Here is a 22,947-nt window from a genome sequence, read left to right on the forward strand (position 1 = left end):
CCGCCTTTTTAGGCGGTCTTTTTATAATAGTTTTTTGAATGTTATTGAACTGGTTCTCCGTAAAGATCAAATTCCGTAGCATCCGTAATCGTAACATTTACAAAATCGCCTGTTTTTAAGTAGAATTTCGCCGCATCAATCAGTACTTCATTGTCTACATCTGGGCTGTCAAATTCAGTTCTTCCGATGAAATATTGCCCTTCTTTTCTATCAATGATACATTTAAAAGTCTGACCGATTTTCTCCTGATTCAAATCCCAAGAAATCTGCGCCTGAATGTCCATGATTTCAGCAGCACGTGCTTTCTTCACTTCATCCGGAACATCATCCACCAAACTGTAAGCATGCGTGTTTTCTTCGTGAGAATAGGTAAAACATCCCAAACGCTCAAAACGCATTTCTTCTACCCAGTTTTTCAGAATTTGGAAATCTTCTTCGGTTTCGCCCGGATAACCTACAATCAAAGTCGTACGAATCGCCATTTCTGGAACCGCCGCACGGAATTCTTTCAACAACTTCGTAGTTTTCTCGTAAGTGGTTCCACGACGCATCGATTTCAATACGTTATCAGCAATATGCTGTAATGGAATGTCTAAATAGTTACAAATTTTCGGCTCGCGCTTCATCAAGTCCAAAACTTCCATCGGGAAACCTGTTGGGAAGGCGTAATGCAAACGAATCCACTCGATGCCTTCCACTTTTACCAAAGCTTCTAAAAGCTCGGCTAAGTTTCTTTTCTTGTATAAATCTAAACCGTAATATGTTAAATCCTGAGCGATAAGAATCAATTCTTTAACGCCATTTTTCGCTAATTTCTCCGCTTCAATTACCAAATGTTCAATTGGAGTCGAAACGTGTTTTCCTCTCATCAAAGGAATTGCACAGAAACTACAAGGCCGGTCACAACCTTCCGAAATTTTTAAATAAGCGTAGTTTTTCGGTGTAGTCGTCAAACGTTCTCCGATTAACTCGTGTTTGTAATCGGCACCTAATGCTTTTAACAACAAAGGTAGTTCCGTAGTTCCGAAATATTGGTCAACATTCGGAATTTCTTTCTCTAAGTCCGGACGGTAACGCTCGCTCAAACAACCAGTTACGAAAACTTTGTCTACGATTCCCTGTTCTTTTTTATCGGCATATTCCAAAATCGTATTCACCGATTCTTCTTTAGCGTTGTCAATAAAACCACAAGTGTTAATCACCACGATATTTCCTTCCTGCTCGTGTACAACCTCTTTGCCATTGGCTTTCAGTTGTCCCATCAATACTTCACTGTCGTAGGTGTTTTTGGAACAGCCTAACGTAATCACATTAATTTTATTCTTCTTTAACGACTTGGTTCTCATATGTTTACGAAACTTATTTTAAGAAAGTGTGCAAAATTACGGTTTTTATAATTAGGAGCACCATCGTTTGGGATTTTTTTAAGGGTTCGGTCCCGCCATCCGTTATATCTTTTCAAAATGGACATTTCGAGAGCCTCAACGTCCGTTTAGAAAAGGATGCCACTACTGTCGGGGCTGGGAGCGAGGTTCGGGAATAAAAAAACCGCTCATTGCTGAACGGTTGATTTAGTATTTGAAAACCAGATTTTTAAAAATCAATAGTATAGGAAACTAAAATATTGTTGTTCTTAGAACTGATTTTAGCAGCATCCGTCATACCGGAAGAAACAAACTGCATTTCCGAATCACGTTTTGAGAACGAATACGCCAAATCCAAGCGAGAACCTTTAAAGTTATATCCTAAGCCAGCGGTATATCCGGTTAAATCACCAATAGTTCTTCCGTTTTTGTATGGGCTTTCTTCATAACGATATCCAGCGCGTAAACTAGCTTGTTTAATACGGTATTCAGCTCCAATTCGGTATTCGCTTGCTGTTGTAAGCTGGTCAGACATTAAAGAGTTTAAATCTCTGAAGGCTTGTTCTCTTTTTGGTCTAAACTGTGTATTACTGTAATCTTTAACCGCATAATCAAAACTGATTAAACCATTTTTACCGAAAATATAAGCTAAACTTCCAGTAAATTTCCCTGGAGTCTGAATTTTATAAGGTTCGTATATATTGATTACGCCTGGATCTGCAGCGTCTGTATAAACATCCGTTCCATCTGTACTAACAGCTATTAGTCTTTGTGATAATTCGTCATTCAAACGGTACCAAGTTGGAGATTCATAAGCTAAACCAGCTCTGAATTCTTTCGTAAGATTAGCGATTAAACCCAGGTTAAATGAAAATCCACCGCCATACGTATATAATTCGTTGTCAAACTGTATTTCCTGAACTCCTAATGCAGGATTATTGGTGTTTCTTTCGTAAACCGATGAACTCTTTCTGAAATCTGTAAAATGAGCATTTAAGTTAATTCCTAAATACAATTTGTCATTATACTGTGTAGCGACATTTGCAGTGATTTTTCCGTTGTAACCCGTTGTCATTACGTTGTTTTCCTGATAGAAAGTTCCGGGAGGAATATTGGAAGTGTAAATATTATTAACATTGTCGTAATCGTACAAAAAAGCCTGATAACCTAACATTGCTTGTTGCGCATTGAAACCGTTAATATTAGGATAACTTCCGTTAGGTAAAGTAGCAAGATAGGAGTATAGCTCTGAGATGGTTTCTCCAGGTTGTGTTTCTACTAGCTCTACCGGAATGGCATTGCCACTATTTGCTCCATTGGCAAACCCTAAGAAATAATTTCCAATTGATGTGTCCGGATTGGTTCCTCTGGAATAGAAGCTATTGTCAAAATTATTATTCATTTCGTAGTTGATGGCTACGGCAATTTTTTTCCAATCGGTTTTCTGACTGTTGTCGTTGAAAACAAAAACGGCTCCTAATTGATTGATGTCGAAGATGCTTTCTGAATCTGAAGAAGACGTACCGAAATAATTGGAGTTGTTCTTTGTGTTGAAAAGACCAACTGTCCCAGTTCCGGAATTGTGGCTAAAAATTGCAGATCCCGCCGGATTTATGTTGATGGCTGATAAATCACCACCAACCGCACCGAAAGCACCGCTCATTCCTCGAAAACGTGCTGTTCCGTTCAAATCGGTAATTGCAAGACGCAAAGCATCTGCAGGCGTGGTTTGTTGGGCAAAAGAAGCAAGTCCGATTGCCATAAATATCGTTGAAAGTAGTTGTTTTTTCATGATGTGTTTATTTCAAATGAGCAATAAAAATCCCAAGCGAAGTAATTGCGACTTGGGAAAATTATGTTTTATCGTCTTCCGCCACCGCCACCAGAGCGACCGCCTCCGCCAAAACTACCGCCTGATGAACCTGAACTTCTTGGGCTAGAGTAGCTTCCTGAACTTGGAGCGCTGTAGCTTCTAGGTGAAGAGCTTCTTGGTTCGCTATATGTTCTAGGAGTTGTAGTTCTAGGCTCGCTGTAATTTCTTGACGGGCGAGGTGTTGATGTACCGTTTTCGTTTCTCGGATTAGAGAATGTTCCTCTAGGTCTTGGTGTACTTCCTTGGTTTAAAGTGCTGTTTGAATTGCTTCTCGGTGTATTTGTATTTGAGAATGTGTTTCTTGGTTGTCCAGTTCGAGGTGTTACCGCAGATCCGTTTCTTCCTGAGTTGTAATTGTTTCTTCCGCCTACAGTATAACCTGATGCATAACGACCTCTGGTTCCGTTATTGTAGGCATAGTTGTTATAGTATCCGTGATAATGGTTATGCCATCCCCAACCCGGACCATAGTATCCATAGTAAGGAGAATTCCATCCCCAACCCCAATAAGGTGAGTTCCATCCCCAGCCAACATTCCAATAGCTACCGTAGTAGGAGTTCCAACCCCATCCCCAGTTCCAGCCCGGAGAATACCAGTTGTTCCAACCCCAGCCAGAGTTCCATCCGCCCCAGTAATCGTTACTGTACACATTGATGGTTACATTATCGGTGTTGTCTCCCCATCCAGCATAATTCTGTCTGTTGTTAACAGTATAAGTAGAATCGTTATTCTGAGAAGAATAATTTTCTACATCCGTAAAAGTTTCAGTGTTATCAGGATATTCGTTTCGGTACGATCCGAAATATTCTTTGTATTTGTTGGATTGAGCGACATTTTCTTCGCTGTACTTGTTTTCAACCTCATTTCGTGGTCTTTCAGAAGAACCGTACACGCCATCATTATCATAATACGACGAATTCTGGTACGAACCGCACGATGAGACTAAAAGTCCTACTAGTCCAAATAGAGTATAAATGGATAAATTTCGGCCGGATAGGTAATTAGTTTTCATATCACTGGTATTTTTATTGTTGGACATAACAAAAATAGTTAGTTTTGTCGAACTATTTTATCAAAGATAAGTTAAACAATATTTGTGCCAAACTTTTAGAAATGAGCAAGAATTTGACAAAAAGATCAGAAGATTATTCCAAATGGTATAATGAACTGGTTGTGAAAGCCGATTTAGCGGAGAATTCAGGTGTGCGTGGTTGTATGGTAATCAAGCCGTACGGATATGCAATCTGGGAAAAAATGCAGAAAGAATTAGACAGAATGTTTAAAGAAACTGGTCATAGCAATGCGTATTTCCCCTTGTTTGTGCCCAAAAGCATGTTCGAAGCTGAAGAGAAAAATGCAGAAGGATTTGCAAAAGAATGTGCCATTGTTACCCATTATCGTCTAAAAAATGATGAAGAAAACAAAGGAAAACTTATCGTTGATCCGAATGCGAAGTTAGAAGAAGAATTAATTGTACGTCCAACCAGTGAGGCGATTATCTGGTCTACTTATAAAGGTTGGGTACAATCCTATAGAGATTTACCGCTATTAATTAACCAATGGGCGAATGTTGTGCGTTGGGAAATGCGTACGCGTTTGTTTTTAAGAACTGCGGAATTTTTATGGCAGGAAGGACATACTGCTCACGCAACTAAAGCAGAAGCAATTGAGGAATCAGTGCAAATGATGGATGTGTATGCGGATTTCGTAGAAAACTTCATGGCAATTCCGGTTGTAAAAGGTGTTAAAACTGAAACCGAGCGTTTTGCTGGAGCTGAAGAAACCTATTGTATTGAAGCTTTAATGCAAGACGGAAAAGCGCTTCAGGCAGGAACTTCACACTTTTTAGGGCAAAATTTTGCCAAAGCTTTTGATGTGAAATTTGCTAACAAAGAAGGAAAACAAGAACATGTTTGGGGGACTTCTTGGGGTGTTTCAACTCGTTTGATGGGAGCATTGGTGATGACACATTCTGATGATAACGGTTTAGTGTTGCCTCCAAATTTAGCGCCAATTCAAGTGGTGATTGTTCCTATTCACAGAACTGACGAGCAATTGGAAGCAATTTCAGCTCAGGTAAAAGAGTTGATGAAAGAATTGCGTAAAGTAGGTGTTTCGGTTAAATATGATGATAGAGATACTCAGAAACCAGGTTTCAAATTCGCGGAATACGAATTAAAAGGTGTGCCGGTTCGTTTGGCTATCGGTCCGAATGATTTGGAGAATGGAACGTATGAAGTAGCTCGTCGCGATACATTAACCAAAGAAACAGTTTCCAAAGACGGAATTGTGGGTTATTTACAAAGTTTATTAGAGCAAATTCAGAACGATTTGTTTAATAAAGCCTTGGATTACAGAAACTCACACATCACAGAAGTAAATTCGTTTGAAGAATTTAAAGATGTTTTGGAGAATAAGACAGGTTTTGTATCTGCACATTGGGACGGAACTCCGGAAACAGAAGAAAAGATAAAAGAGCTTACAAAAGCGACCATTCGTTGTATTGCATTAGACCGAAAAGAAGAGGCGGGAAGCTGTGTTTTTACAGGGAAACCTTCTTCCGGAAGAGTGCTTTTTGCTAAGGCTTACTAAGAAAAATATATTTTTTTTCTCAGAGTATTGTGGGAATAAAAAATAGTTGTATTTTTGCAACCGCAATTAGAGAAAAGAAGGCCCGTTCGTCTATCGGTTAGGACGCCAGGTTTTCATCCTGGTAAGAGGGGTTCGATTCCCCTACGGGCTACAAATCTTCTTTCGCTCTAATATGGCCCGTTCGTCTATCGGTTAGGACGCCAGGTTTTCATCCTGGTAAGAGGGGTTCGATTCCCCTACGGGCTACAAAATTAGTTGTGAAATAGTTTTATGAAATAAAAGTTCAGTGTCTCGAATTTTTGTTTTATTAGTTAAAACCAAAGTGATTGCTTTAGTAATTGTGGGAGGTTTTTCTTTTTTAACTAATAGTTTAAAATAATTATTACAATTAAAAAAAGAGTAAAATGGCAAATCATAAGTCAGCTTTAAAAAGAATCAGAAGCAACGAAAAGAAAAGAGTATTAAACAGATACCAACACAAAACTACGCGTAATGCTATTAAAGCAATCCGTATGGCTACTGATAAGTCTGAGGCAACTGCAAAATTATCAACAGTTATCTCTATGATTGATAAATTAGCGAAGAAAAACATCATTCACGCTAATAAGGCATCAAACTTGAAATCAAAATTAACAAGACACGTAGCTGCTTTATAGTAGTCGTTTCCTGAAAAATAAGAAGCTCTCAGTTACTGGGAGCTTTTTTTATATTATAAAATGATTAAAATTTGCTAACCACTTCATAATTAGTCTTTTTAATCTAAAAAATAGTTGTACTTTTGCACCTTCAAAATTTGTATATGACTTCAATTAGAAACATCGCGATTATTGCCCACGTTGACCACGGTAAAACGACATTGGTTGACAAAATCATGTATCATTGCCAATTGTTCCGTGACAACGAGAACACTGGTGATTTAATATTAGACAACAACGATCTTGAGAGAGAACGTGGAATTACTATTGTTTCCAAGAACGTTTCCGTAACGTACAAAGGGACTAAAATTAATATTATTGATACTCCGGGTCACGCCGATTTCGGTGGAGAAGTAGAGCGTGTTTTGAACATGGCTGACGGTGTTTTATTGTTAGTTGACGCTTTTGAAGGACCAATGCCGCAAACCCGTTTCGTGTTGCAAAAAGCAATCGATTTAGGATTAAAGCCTTGCGTAGTTGTAAATAAAGTGGATAAAGAAAACTGTACTCCGGAAGAAGTTCACGAGAAAGTTTTCGACTTAATGTTCGAATTAGGTGCAGAAGAGTGGCAGTTGGATTTCCCAACAGTTTACGGTTCCGCTAAAAACAACTGGATGTCTACAGATTGGAAAAACCAAACAGACAACATCGAGCCGTTATTAGATATGGTATTGGAGCACATTCCAGCACCAAAAGTATCAGAAGGGACACCTCAAATGTTGATTACTTCTTTGGATTTCTCATCGTTTACAGGACGTATCGCTATCGGTCGTTTACAAAGAGGAGAGTTGAACGAAGGTCAGAACATTTCGTTGGTAAAACGTGATGGGAAAATCATCAAATCTAAAATTAAAGAATTGCACACTTTTGACGGTTTAGGTCGTAAAAAAGTAGAAAGTGTAAAAGCTGGAGATATTTGTGCGATTGTTGGATTGGAAGGTTTTGAAATCGGTGATACGGTTGCAGATTTCGAAAATCCGGAAGCATTAGCATCTATTGCTATTGACGAGCCAACAATGAGTATGTTGTTCACGATTAACGATTCGCCTTTCTTTGGTAAAGAAGGTAAATTTGTAACGTCTCGTCACGTAAAAGATCGTTTAACCAAAGAGTTAGAGAAAAACTTAGCATTACGAGTTAACGAAACAGATTCTGCGGATAAATTCATGGTTTTCGGACGTGGAGTATTGCACTTATCGGTTTTAATTGAGACCATGCGTCGTGAAGGATATGAATTGCAAATCGGTCAGCCACAGGTAATCATCAAAGAAATCAATGGTGTGAAATGTGAGCCAATCGAGGAATTAACTATCGATTTACCAGAAAATGTTTCCGGTAGAGCTGTTGAATTCGTAACGGTTCGTAAAGGTGAAATGTTGAGCATGGAACCAAGAGGTGAGCGTATGATTATCAAATTCAACATTCCATCTCGTGGAATTATTGGTTTGAGAAATCAGTTGTTGACTGCTACGGCAGGTGAGGCTATTATGGCGCACCGTTTCTTGGAATACCAACCATACAAAGGAGAAATTGCAGGTCGTATCAACGGTTCGTTAATTTCTATGGAAAACGGAAAAGCGATTCCTTATTCAATCAACAAATTACAGGATAGAGGTAAATTCTTCGTAGATCCAAATGAAGATGTGTACGAAGGTCAGGTTGTAGGTGAAAACTCTCGTGGTGATGATATGGTAATCAACATTACTAAAACCAAACAGTTGACTAACTTCCGTTCGGCTGGAGCTGATGATAAGACGAGAATTGTACCGGCTATCAAATTCTCTTTAGAGGAAGCGTTGGAATACATTCAGAAAGATGAATATGTTGAAGTAACACCAAAATCGTTGCGTTTACGTAAAATCTACTTGAATGAAAACGACAGAAAACGTTATAAAATAGACTAAGAAAAAAGCCGCTTTTAAAGCGGCTTTTTTTATTTTGATCTGAATATTAAATTGATGAGGGCGAGAATTACTATAGCGCCAATTGCTCCGGTAAGTATCGAACCAACTATTCCGGTGCCTAAACTGACCCCAAGTTTCCCCAGCAGCCAGTAACCGACGAAACTGCCTAGAATTCCAACAATAATGTTTCCGATTAAACCCAGACTGCTTCCTCTGAAAATCTGACTTCCTAACCAGCCGGCTACGGCTCCAATAATTAATGTGATTACAATTTCCATAAATGATTGTTTTATAGGTTGATACTTTTAAAAGTACGAATCTATTTTCAAAAAATGGAATTTGTAGTCGAATAATTATCAACTATCGTTTTAAAGAAAAGTGACCTTTGACTGTTCTTCCATTCTTCAAATCAAGCACAAACCAGTAATCAGTAGAAGGAAATTGTTGTCCAGCAATTTGTCCATCCCAGCCAATTCCTGAAGGAGAAAGCTGTTTTAAAAGACGTCCGTAACGGTCGAAAATGAACAGTTCTGAATTGGGATAATCGATATCTAAATTCTTAATCATCCAGCGGTCGTTGAAGCCATCACCGTTTGGCGTAAAGAAATTAGGATAGTCTAAAACATAAGCGTATCCTGGAGGTGCCATTCCACAACCATTTTTATCCCGAACATAAATAGTATATTCTCCGGCAAAGACACCGTAAAAAACATTACTGTCCTGATAGGTTACATTGTCTAAGGAATATTCATAATCACCGTTTCCGGTTGTGATAACAGTTATAGAATTCCCGCTTCCGTTAGAAGAGAAACTCACCACTTCGATACTGGTAATTGTCGGAATTTCAGAAACGGCTACGATAAATTTCTTGGTTGCCTGACAGCCATAAGCGTTGGTCACGGTTACATTGTAATTTCCAGCTGTGTTAACTGTAATAGTCTGTGTAGTTTGTATCGGAGTTGTATCCCAGGAATAGTTTGAAAATCCGCTACCGGCATCTAAAGTTACAGCTGTGTTTTCACAAATCGGAAACAATTCGTCTTCAAAATCCTCAGGATCAAAGGAGTTTACTTGTAAAACTATCGGTAAAACTTCATAACAGGTTGTGCTGTTGATTACTTGCGCATATATCGTTTGCGTATCTGGTTGAGTATTTGAAAATGGAGATGAAAGCGGATTGTTCAATATTGTGGCATCGGCTTCTGATAAAAAATATTGAATACTCGCCCCTGTAGGCAGAACATTAACATCTTCGATATCTTGGGTAATTTCCGTTAAATCAAATTGATGCAAACCATCTTGAACACTATCTTCATCGCAAGTTTTAAAAGGATTAATAGGATTTAAGGCATTACTGTTTAATACCTGAAACGAAACAGTCGCATAGCCAACACAACTAAAATTATTTTCAATACGTGCCACAACCGAATTACCACCCGTACCTGAATAGTTACTCGGATTGGTTATGCTGTTTTGAAGATTTTGAGCGTTGGTAAGATTTGTATAAAACCCTTGAATGGTCATAGATGTATCGCCGCCGGTTATTGAGTTACCTGCATCGTTTAGATTGAATGAAGCGATATTGTCGTTATTGTCGTCACATTTACTTAGCGATGAATTCACGGCCGTTAATTGAGCATATTCCACATTGATATAGCCGTTTACGGTACAGCCAGTTAAATTTGCCTGAACTTTATAAACTCCTGGTGATGTAATGGTATATGTTGGTGAACTTACATTTGAATATCCCGGAATAGGAGTTCCGTTTTTAAACCAAGTATAATCTATTGTGCCTGGAACAATATAATCAGGTGTCACAGTTAATGTTTCTCCAGGACAAAGCGGATTTCCAGCGGCAAGTAAACGATCATCTCCAAGAGCAAATTCGTTACTGAAAGTATTCCCACCAATAAAAATAGCCGAATCGTATAAATTGTTTTGTTGATCTGCAATTACCATTTTGATATGGTAAGAAACCCCAGGAATAATATCGGCTTCGGCTACTAAAACTTTAGTCTGTCCGTTAAAATTAGTTGGATGGTTTGTGCCGTTAAAAGCATCGAAATATTGTTGATTTGCAGCAGGACAAATTGTTCCGCTACCGCGAACCGTAGTTACTTTTACAGGAATATTGGTTCCCGGAACAACCGCCAAATTCTGATAGGAAGGCTGACTGTTCTGTTTCAGCAAAAAAGCAAATCCATCGGAATAATTACATTGGTTAGACCCCGGATTCGACAAATATTGCTCCGACGAGAATATGTAATTGAAACTCATGTAATTGGTCACCGCAACAAAATCAAATTCTACAATGGTGGCATTAACAGTGTTTGATTCATTTATGGCTGCTTCCAAATCATTATCGCCAGCCCATGACATTGGTCCTTCGCTTAATAAGGAAGTGTTAGGACCAATAGCAGAATTAGCTTTTCCGGTAGAAATGACCAAACCGTTTTGTAGCGGAAAACCAGAGCCGTTACTTTCAAACCAGGCATAGCTTTGTTGTCCGCTTCCAAAATTATACCCGTTGATGGTAATATTTGTAGGTTGAACACAACTTCCCGTATTGAATAAGCCTTGTATAAGCTGATCCGGAGTTTTGGAGTTGTCAATACTAATCTGTTGTGCTGAAGTAATGGTTGAGATTACCAGCAAAACCAATAGGTAGAGATATGTTTTATATTCACGCATAGCATCTGCAAAGATACTATAAAGATACTACAAGTCTCTTTTTTGAAGAATTTTAAACGATAAGAATATAAAAATACTAGTCCAAATTAAAACAATCAATATCGAATACCAATGTACATCATAATCTTTGATGAATTTTTCACCACCAATCATTTCCCCAGCGCTTTTAATTACAGACAATCTTGTGAAAGGCTCTTTGATCAGGTTACTCATCGATTCCAATGGTAAAAACATTCCGATTTTTTCATAAAGATTAGTACCGACACTGATTTTCCATCGGGTTATTCCAATCACGAACCATTCGAAAATATTCCAAACGAAAAGAAAACCTAATGCGAAAGCAGATCGTTTGACCAAAATCCCCAAAAACAAACAGAACGAGAAGAAAGCCGTAAGTTTTACAAAGTAAGCCAAAAGGTATTCTAAATCTGAAAATACGATACCGATTTCATTGTAAGAAGAAAAACTGTAGCCTAAAATCAGCGACATGATAAAGATGAAAACTGTTGAGCCGAAAGCAAATAGAACGACTGTCAAAAATTTAGACTGTATAAATTCTTTTTTACTCAATCCATCGATAAGATTCTGTTTCAGAGTTCCATAGCTGTATTCGTTAGCCATCATCGAAACAATAACAATAGCTAAAAATAATTTTAGAATTGCCGCGATATACGTGTTGAAATGCCAGATATACGGGAAATTAAAAATACCTTGTTCAGCAATGTGCAACTTAAATGCACCGAACTCAAATTTTATCGAAGCAATTAGCGCGATGAATGACAAAAGCACAAAATAGGCGATAATTAAAACTTTACTTGAGCGGTTTTTCCAGAGTTTTTGTAATTCTATTGTTAAAAGACGTTTCATGTGGATGGGTATAGTTGATGGATGATTATTGATGATTGGTTAATTGTAAAAACTGTTCTTCCAAGCTGTGTTTGCGCTTCACCAGATGATTCAAGCTAACATTTTGCTGGAATAAATAGCGATTTAGTTCTGCTGCTTCCAATGGCGCTTTTAAGTAAACGATTAAGCGGCCGTCTTCTTCTTCAATTTTATCGATAGCATTGTGTTGAGAAAGAATGGAGCGCAGTTGCGAATTATCGTTAGCCTGTAATTCAAAGAAACCGTCGCTGGAAACCATGCCGTCTACAGTGCCGGAATATAAAATTTCTCCTTTTCGAAGTACAACTACATGCGAACAGACTTTTTCCACTTCATCTAAAAGGTGAGAAGCCAGTAAAATCGTAGTTCCTAAAGAAGCGATATGTTTAATGATGTCACGAATCTGACGAATTCCCTGTGGATCCAAACCGTTAGTAGGCTCATCTAAAATCAATATTTCCGGATCGTTTAACAAGGCTGATGCAATCGCTAAACGTTGTTTCATCCCTAAAGAAAAAGTTCGGAATTTACTATCTTTTCGTTCCAATAAACCAACAACTTCTAACTTTTCAGCGATTTTGGAATACGGAATTTCTTTGATTTCGCAAACCAATTTTAGGTTTTCTTCCGCAGTCATGTACGGATAAAAATTAGGTCTTTCGATGATGGCACCAACTTTTTTTAAGGCGTGATGTGTATCAATTTTTCCGTCAAACCACTGATATTCTCCAGACGTTTTGTTGACCACATTCAAGATGATTCCTAAAGTGGTAGATTTTCCACTTCCGTTTGGACCTAAAATACCGTAAACATTTCCTTTTTTGATTTCAAAGGAAACGTTTTTCACCGCCTGAAGTTTTCCGAAAAATTTATTGAGATTGTCAATTTTTAAGATAGTTTCCAAAATATGCTGTTGTTTTTTGATTGTTATAAATAGGACGAGCAATTCCAGAATTTGTTACTTACTGAAACGGAATTACGTAAGGTTTTTCAATTTGAAAATCAGGTAAACGAATATCATCATTTTTAAACGTATTGGTTTTGAATAAGTTATCGCCACTTCCTGGAATTGTCGGATAATAAGCAAAAGAAATCTGAAAACTGTTAAAAACCAGGTAATCGTTACTGATTAATACGCCAATTCCAAATTTGGAATAGAGTTTTGAGGCGAATAGCGATTGCGAATCATTTTCCAGCATTCCAAAGGAAGCATTGATAAACGGACTTGCCCTAAAACCGTATAATTGCCCCGGAACATACGTTTGGGTTTGTAAGCCGATGATGAGTTTTTTGGTCCCTAAAAAAGTGTCGCTAAAGCCCTGAATTCCGTTAGGTTCTCCTAAATTCAGCTGGTCGTTTTTTATAGGAATTCTGTTTTCGCCAAAAACGAGTTGCGGCATTACAAATTGCCGTAGTTTCCATTTTCCGATTTCAAACAAATCCGTAAAATAATTGGCTTCAAACCGAATGGTGGTCTGTTCAGAATTTCCATTTGAAAAATAAGATCCCACTTCGACACCACTACTGAAATATCCCCAATCATAATAGCTTCCAAAGGAAAACTTTCCGCCAAAATAAGCATCTTTTCGGTTGTTTTTGTTTCTAAACCCTCCGGTTAAGGCATATGTTTTACCAATTTGTATGTATTCCGGGGAACCATTATTGAAAAGATATTTGGTTTCAATATACTTTCTCGAAGTTATACCGATGCTGGCCAAGTAAAGCTTACTTCCTGTAAAATATTGAAGTGTATCGTAACTGGGTAATGGTTTTTCCAAATATTTGATGTTGGCAAAACGAAACGTTGTGACCAAATTGGAAATACGATCGTCTTCAGTTCTTCCTTTAAAAATATTGAAAGAATGACCTGCCCAAAAATCCTGAGTTTCACTTTTAAAATGGAAGATTTGCCTGTTGTTCAAACCATCGGTTAAAGAGTCTTTGTAAAAACGTTGCAAAAAACTTGCACCCGCAGCCCAACGCGTATACGGTGAAAAGAAGGAACGATTTATATTGACGCCTTTCAGATAATTGTTGTCAAAATCAATATCGTAGATAAATGTGGATGAAATGAAAGTGTTTTTAAAGTTAGGAATTGTGTACCGCATCGAGTACGTGTTTTCGCTATCGGTAAAACGCTGTCTGAAATTGTTTTGAAATTCATGTCCTATTCCTAAAAAATTTCGTTCGGTTACTTCAAGATTTCCTTGGGATGTGGAAATTGATCCGGTGGGAATCAAACTCCAAGAATCCAAAGCGCGAATTTCAATATCGACGGAATCTTTGCTTCCGGGAATGGCAACAGGTTTGATGGAAACGTTTCGGATAAAGCGCTGCTGCTCCAGTAAACGTTCCGATTCGCGAATTAGTAAAGAATCAACTTCATCATTTTTTTTGAAAAGCAGATAATTGCGAATGGTCCATTTTTGAGATTTTATGTGGATGTTGTTTCCAGTTCTTTCTCCCCAATTTTTGGGCTTTTTTTTAAGATTGTCAACAGAATAGCCAAACGGATCCAGCGTTTCGATATTGATGTTTCGGATGATTTTATGTTCAAAAGCCTTTAAATTTGTTTTTTTTGGAAAAACTTGCTTTTCCTGACTCACTTTTGAAACCCGATGAGTTGGTTTGAAAATTAACCGGTGAATGAACTTGGTGAACTTTCTTTTTTTAGAATAATCTTCTAAGTTGTTGTATACAGCTGTCGAATCTTTTTTTGTAGGCGTAACCTGTGCAGCTGCTCCAATGCTCCAAAAGAAAAATAAAATACAAAGAATACGGAGTATCGTCATCTGAACTGCTAAAAAGTAAATATACTAAACTCGGAAATATAAATTGTAGTATAAAAAAAATCCTCAGACATAAGTTGAGGATTTTGTTGTAGTTGTTATTTTGTTTAAGACTTCTGCTCTTTGTTGAAATAAACCAAATAATAATACATCTGTTTTTCTTCGTCCCAGCCTTTTTCTACGAATTTTTCGGCACTTTCCGGGTTGATGAAATCGAGTTTGATTTGAATATTTGTGTCCAGTTCAATTACGTTTTTCATCTTTTTACGCGCATCGGAAACGGCAGCATTGGCAATAGGGAAGGTGGTTAAATCTTCAATGCTGTATTTTTCACCCTTGTCAACTTTGTAGTTTTTGAATTCCGAAATCAAATCCGGATTGTCGATTACTTCGTTTAAAAATAAGGATTCCTCAAAGTTGTCGTTTTTCGCGAAGTGGTTAACTGCGCGGTTCATGAACATTACTTCTTCTTTTTTGTCTTCGGCAGGTAAAACCACTTCTTTGGCGAAGTCCTGACAGAATTTTAAGTATTTTTTCGTGATAAAGTTCTCATCCTGAAAAGCATCGACAGAAAGGAAATGTTCTAACCAATAACGCGCATCGTAACGGTTGCTATCTACAGTTAAAATTTTGTAGCCTTCTTCTTTTTTGTAGTTGAAGATTAAACAACCTTTGTCCAATTTATTTAAGTTGATTCCTTGTTGTAGAATCATATCCAAATTGGCATCTTTTTCTTCAAACTGTAGGAAATCGGCTTTCAATTCACTTTTAAAAACACCGATAGCATCGACAACATTGTTGTCGATAGAAACATTCGTTAAATACGTTACATAAACCTCTCCGTTCTTGATGTGTGGATGATTCGACTGCTCAAACAAATGCTTGGTTATCTTTTTGGAAACCTCGTGAATACTACCCGGATTCGCGAAAACTTCATTAGCGAAGTTGTACATTTCATTGTAATCCAAATCGACATCGTGTGCAAACTGATAATAATTTTCCTCTTTATCACGAAACGGTTTGAAGAAAAATTCTTTTAAAAGCGGCATGATTTCATCGTTCAGACTATAGGGTTGTTCTGAAAGAAAAATAGCTTCGTTACGGCTTTTGTTTCCAACACGGTGGATGGAAAGGTTATCGATGTGCGTGTTAAAAAGGTTAATCATTTTGATTGTATTTTAGATAAAAAAACCAAGAAAAAGAAAGGTCTAAATCTTGGTTCTAATAATTGTTGTTGCTAATTTTTAGTTCCAATTGTTGTCTTCGTAGCCAAAATCTTCAAACGAATCGTCGCCGTCAAACATATCCATATCATCTTCGTCTAAATCATCTTCGAAGTCACCGTAGATGTCGTCATTGGATAAATCACCACCTCGGAATCCACTGCTGGCAGCTTCTTCGGGTAATTCACCATGGGAGAACAATAAAGCTGGATACGATTCACCGTCTTCTTTTTCTTCAATCGCGGCTAATTCCAAAAAGAAAGTCCACATGCTAAAAAAATCGTAAACATAAACCATTTTGGTATTGTCACGGTGTAATAAATCATTGATTTTGAAATCAACCATGGTTCTCATTTCGCCCGGTACATCTCCCGTGTCAAAAAGCGGAATTTCATCTTCTTCGTTCCAGGTCCAATCGTCTTCACAAGTAAAGAATGACCCCGTCTCGGTGCCGTCAAAGCCAAAAGCGTTTACAATTGCGTTGTGTAAATCTTCTAATGTATCGTCTTCAAGGATGGCAATGTCGCGAAAAATATCTTCTTCGGCATCTAATATCGCTCTAAATTTATAAACCATGATGCTGTAATTTTTGGAAAGTTCAAAGGTAAAATTTAATTGCGAATTACGAATCCCGATTTGCGTTTTGTTGATAAGATTTTAATCAGCTCGCATAGAATTCGATAGGTAAACCGTCCGGATCAGCGATGAAGAAAAAGGCTTTTCCGGTGTATTCATCAATGCGGATGGTTTCGGCTTCAATTTCGTTTGCAAGAATTAAACTTCGTGTTTTTTCAATATCATTTACTTCAAAAGCCAAATGGCGTAATCCGGCAGCTTCTGGTCTGGAAACGCGTTTGGGCGGATTTGGAAAAGAGAACAATTCTATAACATAAATTCCGTTTAACGCCAAATCTAATTTGTACGACTGACGTTCTTCCCGAAACACTTCCTGTATAATTTCCAAGCCGAGAATCTGCGTGTAAAAATGCTTCGATTGCTCATAATCGGAGCAAATAATAGCAATGTGATGTATTTTGTTGAGGGAAAGCATTACGAAGTTCGTTTGTTGTTAAGAAGGTAATACGAACAGCACACAATCCAAAGTAAAATACAACCTTCAATAACCCGTTGAATTAAGCCTTTGTATGGAGAATGCAGGTTCGCATTCAGCAATCCGACAAAACAAAAACTGATAAGCGCGAGAATAAAACTCATGTTGGAAAGGTACATTCCTTTTCGCCATTTTCGAGCTGCAAATGCCAAAAGAAAAATAGCCACCGGACAAATCGAATAGGTAATAAAACCGATGAAATTATGAATGATTTGCGATAAACTCGGATTGATAAAATGAGGATTACAGCCAGCGTCACAGTTGAAGAAGCCACAGATGATGGTACCTAAACCGTATCCAATTCCGATGCCTAAAAAACCTACGGTTCTTAAAAGCGATTTCGAAGTTTCCATGATGGCGAAAACTGAAAATAACATGAACAAAATACCGCTTGGAATATAACCGAAAAACCTCAGAAAATCTGCTCTTGGTGCATCAACCGCATACAACTCACTGATAAATTGTGAAATATGATTGTAATCGGAATCCAAAAAACCTCCTAATAAAGTGGTTGCAACAAAAATTAGTACTCCAATAATTCCAGTCCAAAAAGCTTTTGATTTTCGCATGTATTCTATAAATCTCAGTTTTATAGCTTGCAATTTAAGAAAACAGATTTAATTGTCTTTATCAAACTTTATCTGATTCAGAAATTTGGTTTTCAGTTTGGTGAATTTTTTATTGGTCGGATATTGCCTGTTCGCTGTCATGTTGTTGAAAATCAAGGCTACCACAAAAAGAATCAAAGCGCCGCTCAGAACAGGGGAAAGAACATACCAATAACCTAAATCAAGGATTGCCGGAGAACCCGTAACCGCAATTAAAGCCGTTGCTCCACCAGGCGGATGAAGCGTTTTGGTTATCTGCATCATAACAATGGCGGAAGCCACAGCCACAGCCGAAGCCAACCAAATCATATCCGGAAAAAGTTTTACTGCGGTAACACCAACAAGCGCTGAAATGACGTGTCCGCCAATTAAATTTCGAGGTTGAGCCAACGGGCTTTGAATTACGCCATAAACCAAAACACAGGAAGCGCCAAACGAACCGATTAAGAAGACAAAATCTTCCTTCGGGAAAGCGTTGTACTGCAAATAGGCGATAATTCCCATTCCCACAAAAGCACCAACAAACGCCCAAAAATGCTCTTTAAAATCGACTAAGGTTTCTTTGTAAAGAATGTACTTTGTTTTTCGATAGCCGCGTTTGATTTTTTTGGTAGGCATTTATTTTACAGATTTAGGCTGATAAGTATAAACAGTATACGGATAAATAAATTTGGCAGTAGTTTTGGAAACCAGACTCACCACTAAAATAGGGAAGAATAAGGTGTAATCGTTGATCAATCCGCAGATGAGAAATAACGCTGTAAAAGGAGCGTGAATACTGGCGCTTAACATGGCTGCCATTCCGATAATCATAAAATTCAACGGAATGACATTTGAGTCAAAGAAAGTATTCAGAATTATGGCTAAAAACAATCCTAAGAAAGCTCCTAAAAACATGCTCGGTGCGAAAACTCCTCCGTCACCTCCTGAAGCCAGTGTTATGGAAGTGATAATCGGTTTCAAAACTAAAATGCCTAAAATAGTCAGTACAAAAGATGTAGTTAATGCAATTGAACCTGATGTGTTAAATAAAGTTTTTACGGCATGATATCCTTCGCCATACAATTGTGGTAAAACCAACAAAGAAACGCTAATGATTACCGAACCGATAAGAATTCGGTAGGATTGTTTGTCGATTTGAGCAAAACGATTTTTAATATAAAGCACCGATTTGGTCAGATAAACTGAATTTGCTCCAGCCAAAATTCCCAACAAAATAAAATAAGGAAAGGCGTGCAAATGCCACGTTGAAACCGTAACCGCAAACAAAGGTTTTTCATCCAATACAAGAATGAATCCGTAGGCAATGGCGACCGCTACTATTGTTGTAAAGGCAAAGGTTTTCGTGATTTTCTTTGAAATGACTTCTAAAGCAAACAAGATTCCGGCGATTGGACTGCTGAACAATGCGGTAATTCCGGCTGCAATTCCGGCGCAAATGAGTTCGGTTTTGTATCGTCGGAACATGTTTTCCTTTTGTTGTGCTACGGAACCAATCGCCGCTGAAGCAACAACTGTGGAAACTTCAATTCCGGTGGAACCTCCAAAGACTACGGTTAGTAATCCGTTGAAAAAATGCGAAGGAACTTTGTAAACCGGCAGTTTTTTATTGGTATTTGCAGTAGTTTCAAAAATTTCTTTAATGCCTTTGTTTTCTTTCTTTTTGAACAAATATTGGCGTAAAAAGTAGATAATGGAAAGTCCGAAAATCGGGAAAATCAAAAAGAAAATCCAATTCACGCTGGCTTTGTGGAACAAGATTTCTTCATAATGTTCGGTCAGCCGTTTTAGGGAAACCGCCATAAAAGCGCATAAAAAACCAATCAGTAATGACGCAACGGTCAGTTTTTGAAGAACAATCCACTTGTGATTTTTACGAAGTTGTGCAGTTTTTGTCATGAGAATAATCAGAACTGATTTTCAGTCACAAAAGTAACTGCTGTACAGCTAAAAAGCCATTATAAAATGTTAAAATCCTATTCGAATTCAGGAATTTTCAAACTGCTTTTTAATTTTTGCGGGAAGTTTTGCCTTTACTAAATTATACGATTGCGTAGCATAATGTTGCCATTCTTTAGCCGATAAAGTACTGATGTCTTCCACCAAAACCCATTTATAGCGGGCAACATAAGGAGCTGGTACAAAACCTTTTCGGGTGGAAAGCTCCTCGAATTCTTCATCCAAAACTTTAAAAGAAGCCGAAGTTGGCGATTGATTCAATCCAACCACACAAAACATTTTTTCACCGATGCAAAAACACAAATCGTTACCCCATTTTACATCTTCGGTTACATGTGGGAGTGAAGTGCAAAGTTGTTGTAAATCTTCAATATTCATAATTAGATTTTCGTTTTGGCAATTTTGTCGTGATTTTTCGAAATTTCCATCAAAGCGGCGCTGCTGTACCATGGCGTCAATTCTACTTCGAAAATTTTAGCTTTTACTGCTGGGTCGGTCTCGACTAATTTCTGTGCTTCTTCCACAGTCGAACAATTGAAGATGAAAATACCGCGATAGTTTCGGTCGTTTTTCATGAATGGTCCGGCAACGACCAATTTTCCTTCTTTTGCCAAACGGTTGATGTTCGCCATATGACCTTCAAAGTATTTCGCTTTTTCTTCTTTGGTTGCCGTGGTATTGCTTCCGGTTTTTAGAATGCAGAAGACGTAGGTTTTCATGCCGTATTCATCGGCACCTAATTCTTTGGCTAATTTTTCATCGTAAGTGGTATTGGTTTCCTGAGCAAAAGCGGAGAAACTTATAAATAAAAGGAATAATATCTTTTTCATAATTGTCAAATTAAGAATCAAATGTACAAATAAGTTTGATAAATCAACGGTTTACAATTCATCCTTAAAAAATTACATTTCGGTATTCTTTTTTATTTTAGGAAAAAAATCTGGAGGAAATTTGCTCTATCAAAAATCAACCAAAATGAATAAGTTAGTAATCTTTCTTTTTTTAATTTTCAGCACAGGAATTGTTGCTCAAACCACTATTTCTGGGAAAGTCGTTACTCAAAAAGGAAAACCAATTGAAGGCGCCAATGTTTTTATTGAAGGCGCCTACGATGGAGCAACTTCCGATGCCAACGGCGATTTCTCTTTTGCAACAACCGAAACCGGAAGCCAAACGTTGGTCATCACTTATTTGAGTTTTGAAACAACTCGTATTTCGATTGTGATTGAAACCTATCAGCCACAGGAATGGAAACTACAAGAAAGTGTAAATACAATTGATGCCGTGGTTATTTCAGCCGGAAGCTTTAAAGCGGGCGATAATTCAAAAGCTTCTGCCTTGAAACCTTTGGATATTGTAACCACAGCCGGAGCGGCAGGAGATATCATTGGAGCATTACAGACTTTGCCTGGGGCACAAATTGTAGGCGAAAGCGGAAGATTGTTCGTGCGCGGTGGTGAATCCGACGAAACACAAACCTATATTGACGGAATTCGCGTAGCACAACCGTATGGCGCAACAGCCAATAATTTGCCAACTCGCGGAAGATTTTCCCCTTTTTTGTTCAGCGGAATGACGTTTTCAACCGGTGGTTATTCGGCGGAATTTGGCGATGCGCTTTCCAGCGTTTTGTTGTTGAATACCATCAACGAAGCCGAACAAGAACAAACCGATTTGTCGTTTATGACTGTTGGTTTAGGCTTAGGGAATACACAGAAATGGGAAAAGAGTTCGTTAAGTTTCAATTTGTCGTACATCAATTTAGAGCCATATCAGAAAATCATCAAACAAAATGTAGATTGGAACAAACCCTATCAGTCGATGTCTGGAGAATCCGTTTTTCGTCGTCAGTTTGAAAATGGCTTGTTTAAATTTTACGCGGCTTTCGATTATGCTACTTTTGATTTGAATCAGAAAGATATTAATTACACGGAACCAATTCGTGTCGATACACAAAACAATAATTTCTACTTAAATTCTTCGTACAAGGGAACTTTCGGAATGGGTTGGCACTTGCAAACAGGTTTGAGTTTCGGATACAGTCAGAGCAAAATCGGTTTGGATTTGAATCAGGTTTACAATCGTGAAAACGCATCGCATCTTAAAGCTAAACTGACCAAGAAATTCACGAGTAAGTTCCATTTGACGTTTGGTGGTGATTATTTCATCACGGATTTCGACGAAAATTATAACGAATACAATGCTGGCGATTTTCAAAGCGGCTTCCGAAACAATATTGGAGCATTTTTCGCCGAATCGGATATCTTCTTCTCCAAAAACTTCGCAGCCAAAGTAGGCGGACGAATGATGCACAGCGATTTAATCGGTAAAACGACTTTCGATCCGAGAATTTCGTTGGCTTACAAAACCAGTAAGAATGGTCAGATTTCGTTGGCTTATGGCGATTTTCATCAGAATCCGAGACAAGATTATCTGAAGTACAATTCGGATTTCAATTACGAAAAAACATCGCATTACATTCTGAATTATTTATACGGAAACAACGGGAAAACTTTGCGCGCTGAAATTTTCTACAAAGATTATTCGGATTTGGTCAAATATGATACGGATGTTGCGATGTTCAATAGCGTTTATAATAACAACGGTTACGGTTTTGCAAAAGGTTTGGATGTGTTTTGGCGTGACAGTAAATCGATTAAGAATTTAGATTATTGGGTTTCCTATTCGTATATTGACAGCAAAAGAGATTACAAAAATTACGAAGCAAAAGTTACACCGAATTTCGTCGCGAATCACACATTGTCAATTGTTGGGAAATATTGGATTAATGATTTGAAATCACAATTGAGTGTTACGAACAGTTTTGCCACCGGACGACCATATGACAACCCGAACGAAACCGCTTTCATGAATGGAAAAACCAAATCGTACAACAGTTTAAGTTTGAGTTGGGCGTACCTGCTTTCTCAACAAAAGATTTTGTATTTCTCGGTTTCGAATGTGTTGGGGAATGACAATGTTTTCGGTTACCAATACGCAAATTCGCCGGATTTGGCAGGACAGTTTCAAAGACAGGCAATTACTCAACCGGCAGACCGATTCTTTTTCATCGGATTCTTCTGGACGATTAGTAAAGACAAGTCGAAAAATCAATTGGATAATCTTTAATACGGTTCATCCGCAAAATCCGACAGTTCAGTAACTATAAATTTATTAGGTGTAAAACCCGATGTACTTTTGAAGTATAAATTAGTAAGAGTTTCAATCATCATCTTAAATTAATCAAAAATC

20 protein-coding genes and 2 tRNA genes are annotated in these 22,947 nt (G+C 37.9%); 6 read left to right on the forward strand and 16 right to left on the reverse strand.

The window, feature by feature from the left end; translation table 11 throughout:
- Positions 1–41: 41 nt before the first annotated feature.
- From rimO to RUH60_RS02840, 3 genes are all read right to left on the reverse strand, one after another.
- Positions 42–1,346: a 30S ribosomal protein S12 methylthiotransferase RimO gene (gene rimO, locus RUH60_RS02830; protein ID WP_313805115.1), complete on the reverse strand. Its 1,305-nt coding sequence runs from the start codon at positions 1,344–1,346 to the stop codon at positions 42–44.
- A gap of 247 nt (positions 1,347–1,593) precedes the next feature.
- Complete coding sequence (locus RUH60_RS02835) at positions 1,594–3,156, reverse strand: outer membrane protein transport protein (protein WP_313805118.1); 1,563 nt, start codon at positions 3,154–3,156, stop codon at positions 1,594–1,596.
- 68 nt (positions 3,157–3,224) lie between these two features.
- Positions 3,225–4,250 carry a hypothetical protein gene (locus tag RUH60_RS02840; protein WP_313805121.1) on the reverse strand — a complete coding sequence of 342 codons (1,026 nt, stop codon included), beginning with the start codon at positions 4,248–4,250 and terminating at the stop codon, positions 3,225–3,227.
- A gap of 101 nt (positions 4,251–4,351) precedes the next feature.
- Here RUH60_RS02840 and proS point away from each other — a divergent pair, with 101 nt between their 5' ends.
- The 5 genes from proS to typA all read left to right on the forward strand — a co-directional run bounded on the left by proS (position 4,352) and on the right by typA (position 8,429).
- Entirely contained in the window at positions 4,352–5,830 is a 1,479-nt protein-coding gene (gene proS, locus RUH60_RS02845; RefSeq protein WP_313805124.1) for a proline--tRNA ligase, read from the forward strand.
- Positions 5,831–5,909: 79 nt separating this feature from the next.
- A tRNA-Glu gene (locus RUH60_RS02850) sits at positions 5,910–5,981 on the forward strand.
- A 23-nt stretch (positions 5,982–6,004) separates the two neighbouring features.
- Positions 6,005–6,076: transfer RNA gene (locus RUH60_RS02855), tRNA-Glu, on the forward strand.
- Between the two features lie 158 nt (positions 6,077–6,234).
- Positions 6,235–6,486, forward strand: a complete 252-nt coding sequence (rpsT, locus tag RUH60_RS02860) for a 30S ribosomal protein S20 (RefSeq protein ID WP_313805127.1) — start codon at positions 6,235–6,237, stop codon at positions 6,484–6,486.
- Between the two features lie 143 nt (positions 6,487–6,629).
- Entirely contained in the window at positions 6,630–8,429 is a 1,800-nt protein-coding gene (gene typA, locus RUH60_RS02865; protein WP_313805129.1) for a translational GTPase TypA, read from the forward strand.
- Between the two features lie 29 nt (positions 8,430–8,458).
- Here the strand turns inward: typA and RUH60_RS02870 are convergent, their stop codons facing one another.
- The 13 genes from RUH60_RS02870 to RUH60_RS02930 all read right to left on the reverse strand — a co-directional run bounded on the left by RUH60_RS02870 (position 8,459) and on the right by RUH60_RS02930 (position 20,525).
- Positions 8,459–8,707 carry a GlsB/YeaQ/YmgE family stress response membrane protein gene (locus RUH60_RS02870; RefSeq protein ID WP_313805131.1) on the reverse strand — a complete coding sequence of 83 codons (249 nt, stop codon included), beginning with the start codon at positions 8,705–8,707 and terminating at the stop codon, positions 8,459–8,461.
- A gap of 82 nt (positions 8,708–8,789) precedes the next feature.
- Positions 8,790–11,084, reverse strand: a complete 2,295-nt coding sequence (locus RUH60_RS02875) for a choice-of-anchor L domain-containing protein (protein WP_313805134.1) — start codon at positions 11,082–11,084, stop codon at positions 8,790–8,792.
- 63 nt (positions 11,085–11,147) lie between these two features.
- Positions 11,148–11,987, reverse strand: coding sequence for an ABC transporter permease (locus RUH60_RS02880; protein WP_313805137.1), 840 nt, complete (start codon positions 11,985–11,987; stop codon positions 11,148–11,150).
- A gap of 25 nt (positions 11,988–12,012) precedes the next feature.
- Positions 12,013–12,909 carry an ABC transporter ATP-binding protein gene (locus RUH60_RS02885; RefSeq protein WP_313805139.1) on the reverse strand — a complete coding sequence of 299 codons (897 nt, stop codon included), beginning with the start codon at positions 12,907–12,909 and terminating at the stop codon, positions 12,013–12,015.
- A gap of 58 nt (positions 12,910–12,967) precedes the next feature.
- Positions 12,968–14,797 carry a hypothetical protein gene (locus RUH60_RS02890; protein ID WP_313805141.1) on the reverse strand — a complete coding sequence of 610 codons (1,830 nt, stop codon included), beginning with the start codon at positions 14,795–14,797 and terminating at the stop codon, positions 12,968–12,970.
- Between the two features lie 104 nt (positions 14,798–14,901).
- Positions 14,902–15,960: a nucleoid-associated protein gene (locus RUH60_RS02895; protein WP_313805144.1), complete on the reverse strand. Its 1,059-nt coding sequence runs from the start codon at positions 15,958–15,960 to the stop codon at positions 14,902–14,904.
- 78 nt (positions 15,961–16,038) lie between these two features.
- Positions 16,039–16,593 (reverse strand): IS1096 element passenger TnpR family protein, encoded by a 555-nt coding sequence (locus tag RUH60_RS02900; protein ID WP_313805147.1) that lies wholly within the window; start codon positions 16,591–16,593, stop codon positions 16,039–16,041.
- An 85-nt stretch (positions 16,594–16,678) separates the two neighbouring features.
- A complete protein-coding gene (locus tag RUH60_RS02905) occupies positions 16,679–17,068 on the reverse strand; it encodes a VOC family protein (RefSeq protein ID WP_313805148.1) in 390 nt (129 codons plus the stop codon).
- Positions 17,068–17,697 (reverse strand): DUF998 domain-containing protein, encoded by a 630-nt coding sequence (locus RUH60_RS02910; protein WP_313805150.1) that lies wholly within the window; start codon positions 17,695–17,697, stop codon positions 17,068–17,070. Before RUH60_RS02910 ends, RUH60_RS02905 begins: the two co-directional genes overlap by 1 nt.
- A 48-nt stretch (positions 17,698–17,745) precedes the next feature.
- Positions 17,746–18,354, reverse strand: a complete 609-nt coding sequence (locus RUH60_RS02915) for an HPP family protein (protein WP_313805153.1) — start codon at positions 18,352–18,354, stop codon at positions 17,746–17,748.
- Positions 18,355–19,635 (reverse strand): chloride channel protein, encoded by a 1,281-nt coding sequence (locus tag RUH60_RS02920; protein WP_313805155.1) that lies wholly within the window; start codon positions 19,633–19,635, stop codon positions 18,355–18,357.
- Positions 19,636–19,722: 87 nt separating this feature from the next.
- Positions 19,723–20,073 (reverse strand): MmcQ/YjbR family DNA-binding protein, encoded by a 351-nt coding sequence (locus tag RUH60_RS02925; protein WP_313805158.1) that lies wholly within the window; start codon positions 20,071–20,073, stop codon positions 19,723–19,725.
- A 2-nt stretch (positions 20,074–20,075) separates the two neighbouring features.
- Complete coding sequence (locus RUH60_RS02930; RefSeq protein WP_313805161.1) at positions 20,076–20,525, reverse strand: YciI family protein; 450 nt, start codon at positions 20,523–20,525, stop codon at positions 20,076–20,078.
- A gap of 145 nt (positions 20,526–20,670) precedes the next feature.
- Here RUH60_RS02930 and RUH60_RS02935 point away from each other — a divergent pair, with 145 nt between their 5' ends.
- Entirely contained in the window at positions 20,671–22,824 is a 2,154-nt protein-coding gene (locus RUH60_RS02935) for a TonB-dependent receptor (protein WP_313805164.1), read from the forward strand.
- Positions 22,825–22,947 lie beyond the last annotated feature (123 nt).

The organism is Flavobacterium sp. (assembly GCF_032153895.1).
Taxonomy (GTDB): Bacteria; Bacteroidota; Bacteroidia; order Flavobacteriales; family Flavobacteriaceae; genus Flavobacterium.

Bases quoted from the DNA above. Each gene is read 5' to 3' on its own strand.
- RUH60_RS02925 (WP_313805158.1), bottom strand. From the start codon at position 20,073: ATGAATATTGAAGATTTACAACAACTTTGCACTTCACTCCCACATGTA.
- RUH60_RS02910 (WP_313805150.1), bottom strand. From the start codon at position 17,697: ATGCGAAAATCAAAAGCTTTTTGGACTGGAATTATTGGAGTACTAATT.
- RUH60_RS02935 (WP_313805164.1), top strand. From the start codon at position 20,671: ATGAATAAGTTAGTAATCTTTCTTTTTTTAATTTTCAGCACAGGAATT.
- RUH60_RS02915 (WP_313805153.1), bottom strand. From the start codon at position 18,354: ATGCCTACCAAAAAAATCAAACGCGGCTATCGAAAAACAAAGTACATT.
- RUH60_RS02900 (WP_313805147.1), bottom strand. From the start codon at position 16,593: ATGGTTTATAAATTTAGAGCGATATTAGATGCCGAAGAAGATATTTTT.
- rimO (WP_313805115.1), bottom strand. From the start codon at position 1,346: ATGAGAACCAAGTCGTTAAAGAAGAATAAAATTAATGTGATTACGTTA.
- RUH60_RS02870 (WP_313805131.1), bottom strand. From the start codon at position 8,707: ATGGAAATTGTAATCACATTAATTATTGGAGCCGTAGCCGGCTGGTTA.
- typA (WP_313805129.1), top strand. From the start codon at position 6,630: ATGACTTCAATTAGAAACATCGCGATTATTGCCCACGTTGACCACGGT.
- RUH60_RS02835 (WP_313805118.1), bottom strand. From the start codon at position 3,156: ATGAAAAAACAACTACTTTCAACGATATTTATGGCAATCGGACTTGCT.
- RUH60_RS02920 (WP_313805155.1), bottom strand. From the start codon at position 19,635: ATGACAAAAACTGCACAACTTCGTAAAAATCACAAGTGGATTGTTCTT.
- RUH60_RS02895 (WP_313805144.1), bottom strand. From the start codon at position 15,960: ATGATTAACCTTTTTAACACGCACATCGATAACCTTTCCATCCACCGT.
- RUH60_RS02880 (WP_313805137.1), bottom strand. From the start codon at position 11,987: ATGAAACGTCTTTTAACAATAGAATTACAAAAACTCTGGAAAAACCGC.
- proS (WP_313805124.1), top strand. From the start codon at position 4,352: ATGAGCAAGAATTTGACAAAAAGATCAGAAGATTATTCCAAATGGTAT.
- RUH60_RS02840 (WP_313805121.1), bottom strand. From the start codon at position 4,250: ATGAAAACTAATTACCTATCCGGCCGAAATTTATCCATTTATACTCTA.
- RUH60_RS02890 (WP_313805141.1), bottom strand. From the start codon at position 14,797: ATGACGATACTCCGTATTCTTTGTATTTTATTTTTCTTTTGGAGCATT.
- rpsT (WP_313805127.1), top strand. From the start codon at position 6,235: ATGGCAAATCATAAGTCAGCTTTAAAAAGAATCAGAAGCAACGAAAAG.
- RUH60_RS02930 (WP_313805161.1), bottom strand. From the start codon at position 20,525: ATGAAAAAGATATTATTCCTTTTATTTATAAGTTTCTCCGCTTTTGCT.
- RUH60_RS02905 (WP_313805148.1), bottom strand. From the start codon at position 17,068: ATGCTTTCCCTCAACAAAATACATCACATTGCTATTATTTGCTCCGAT.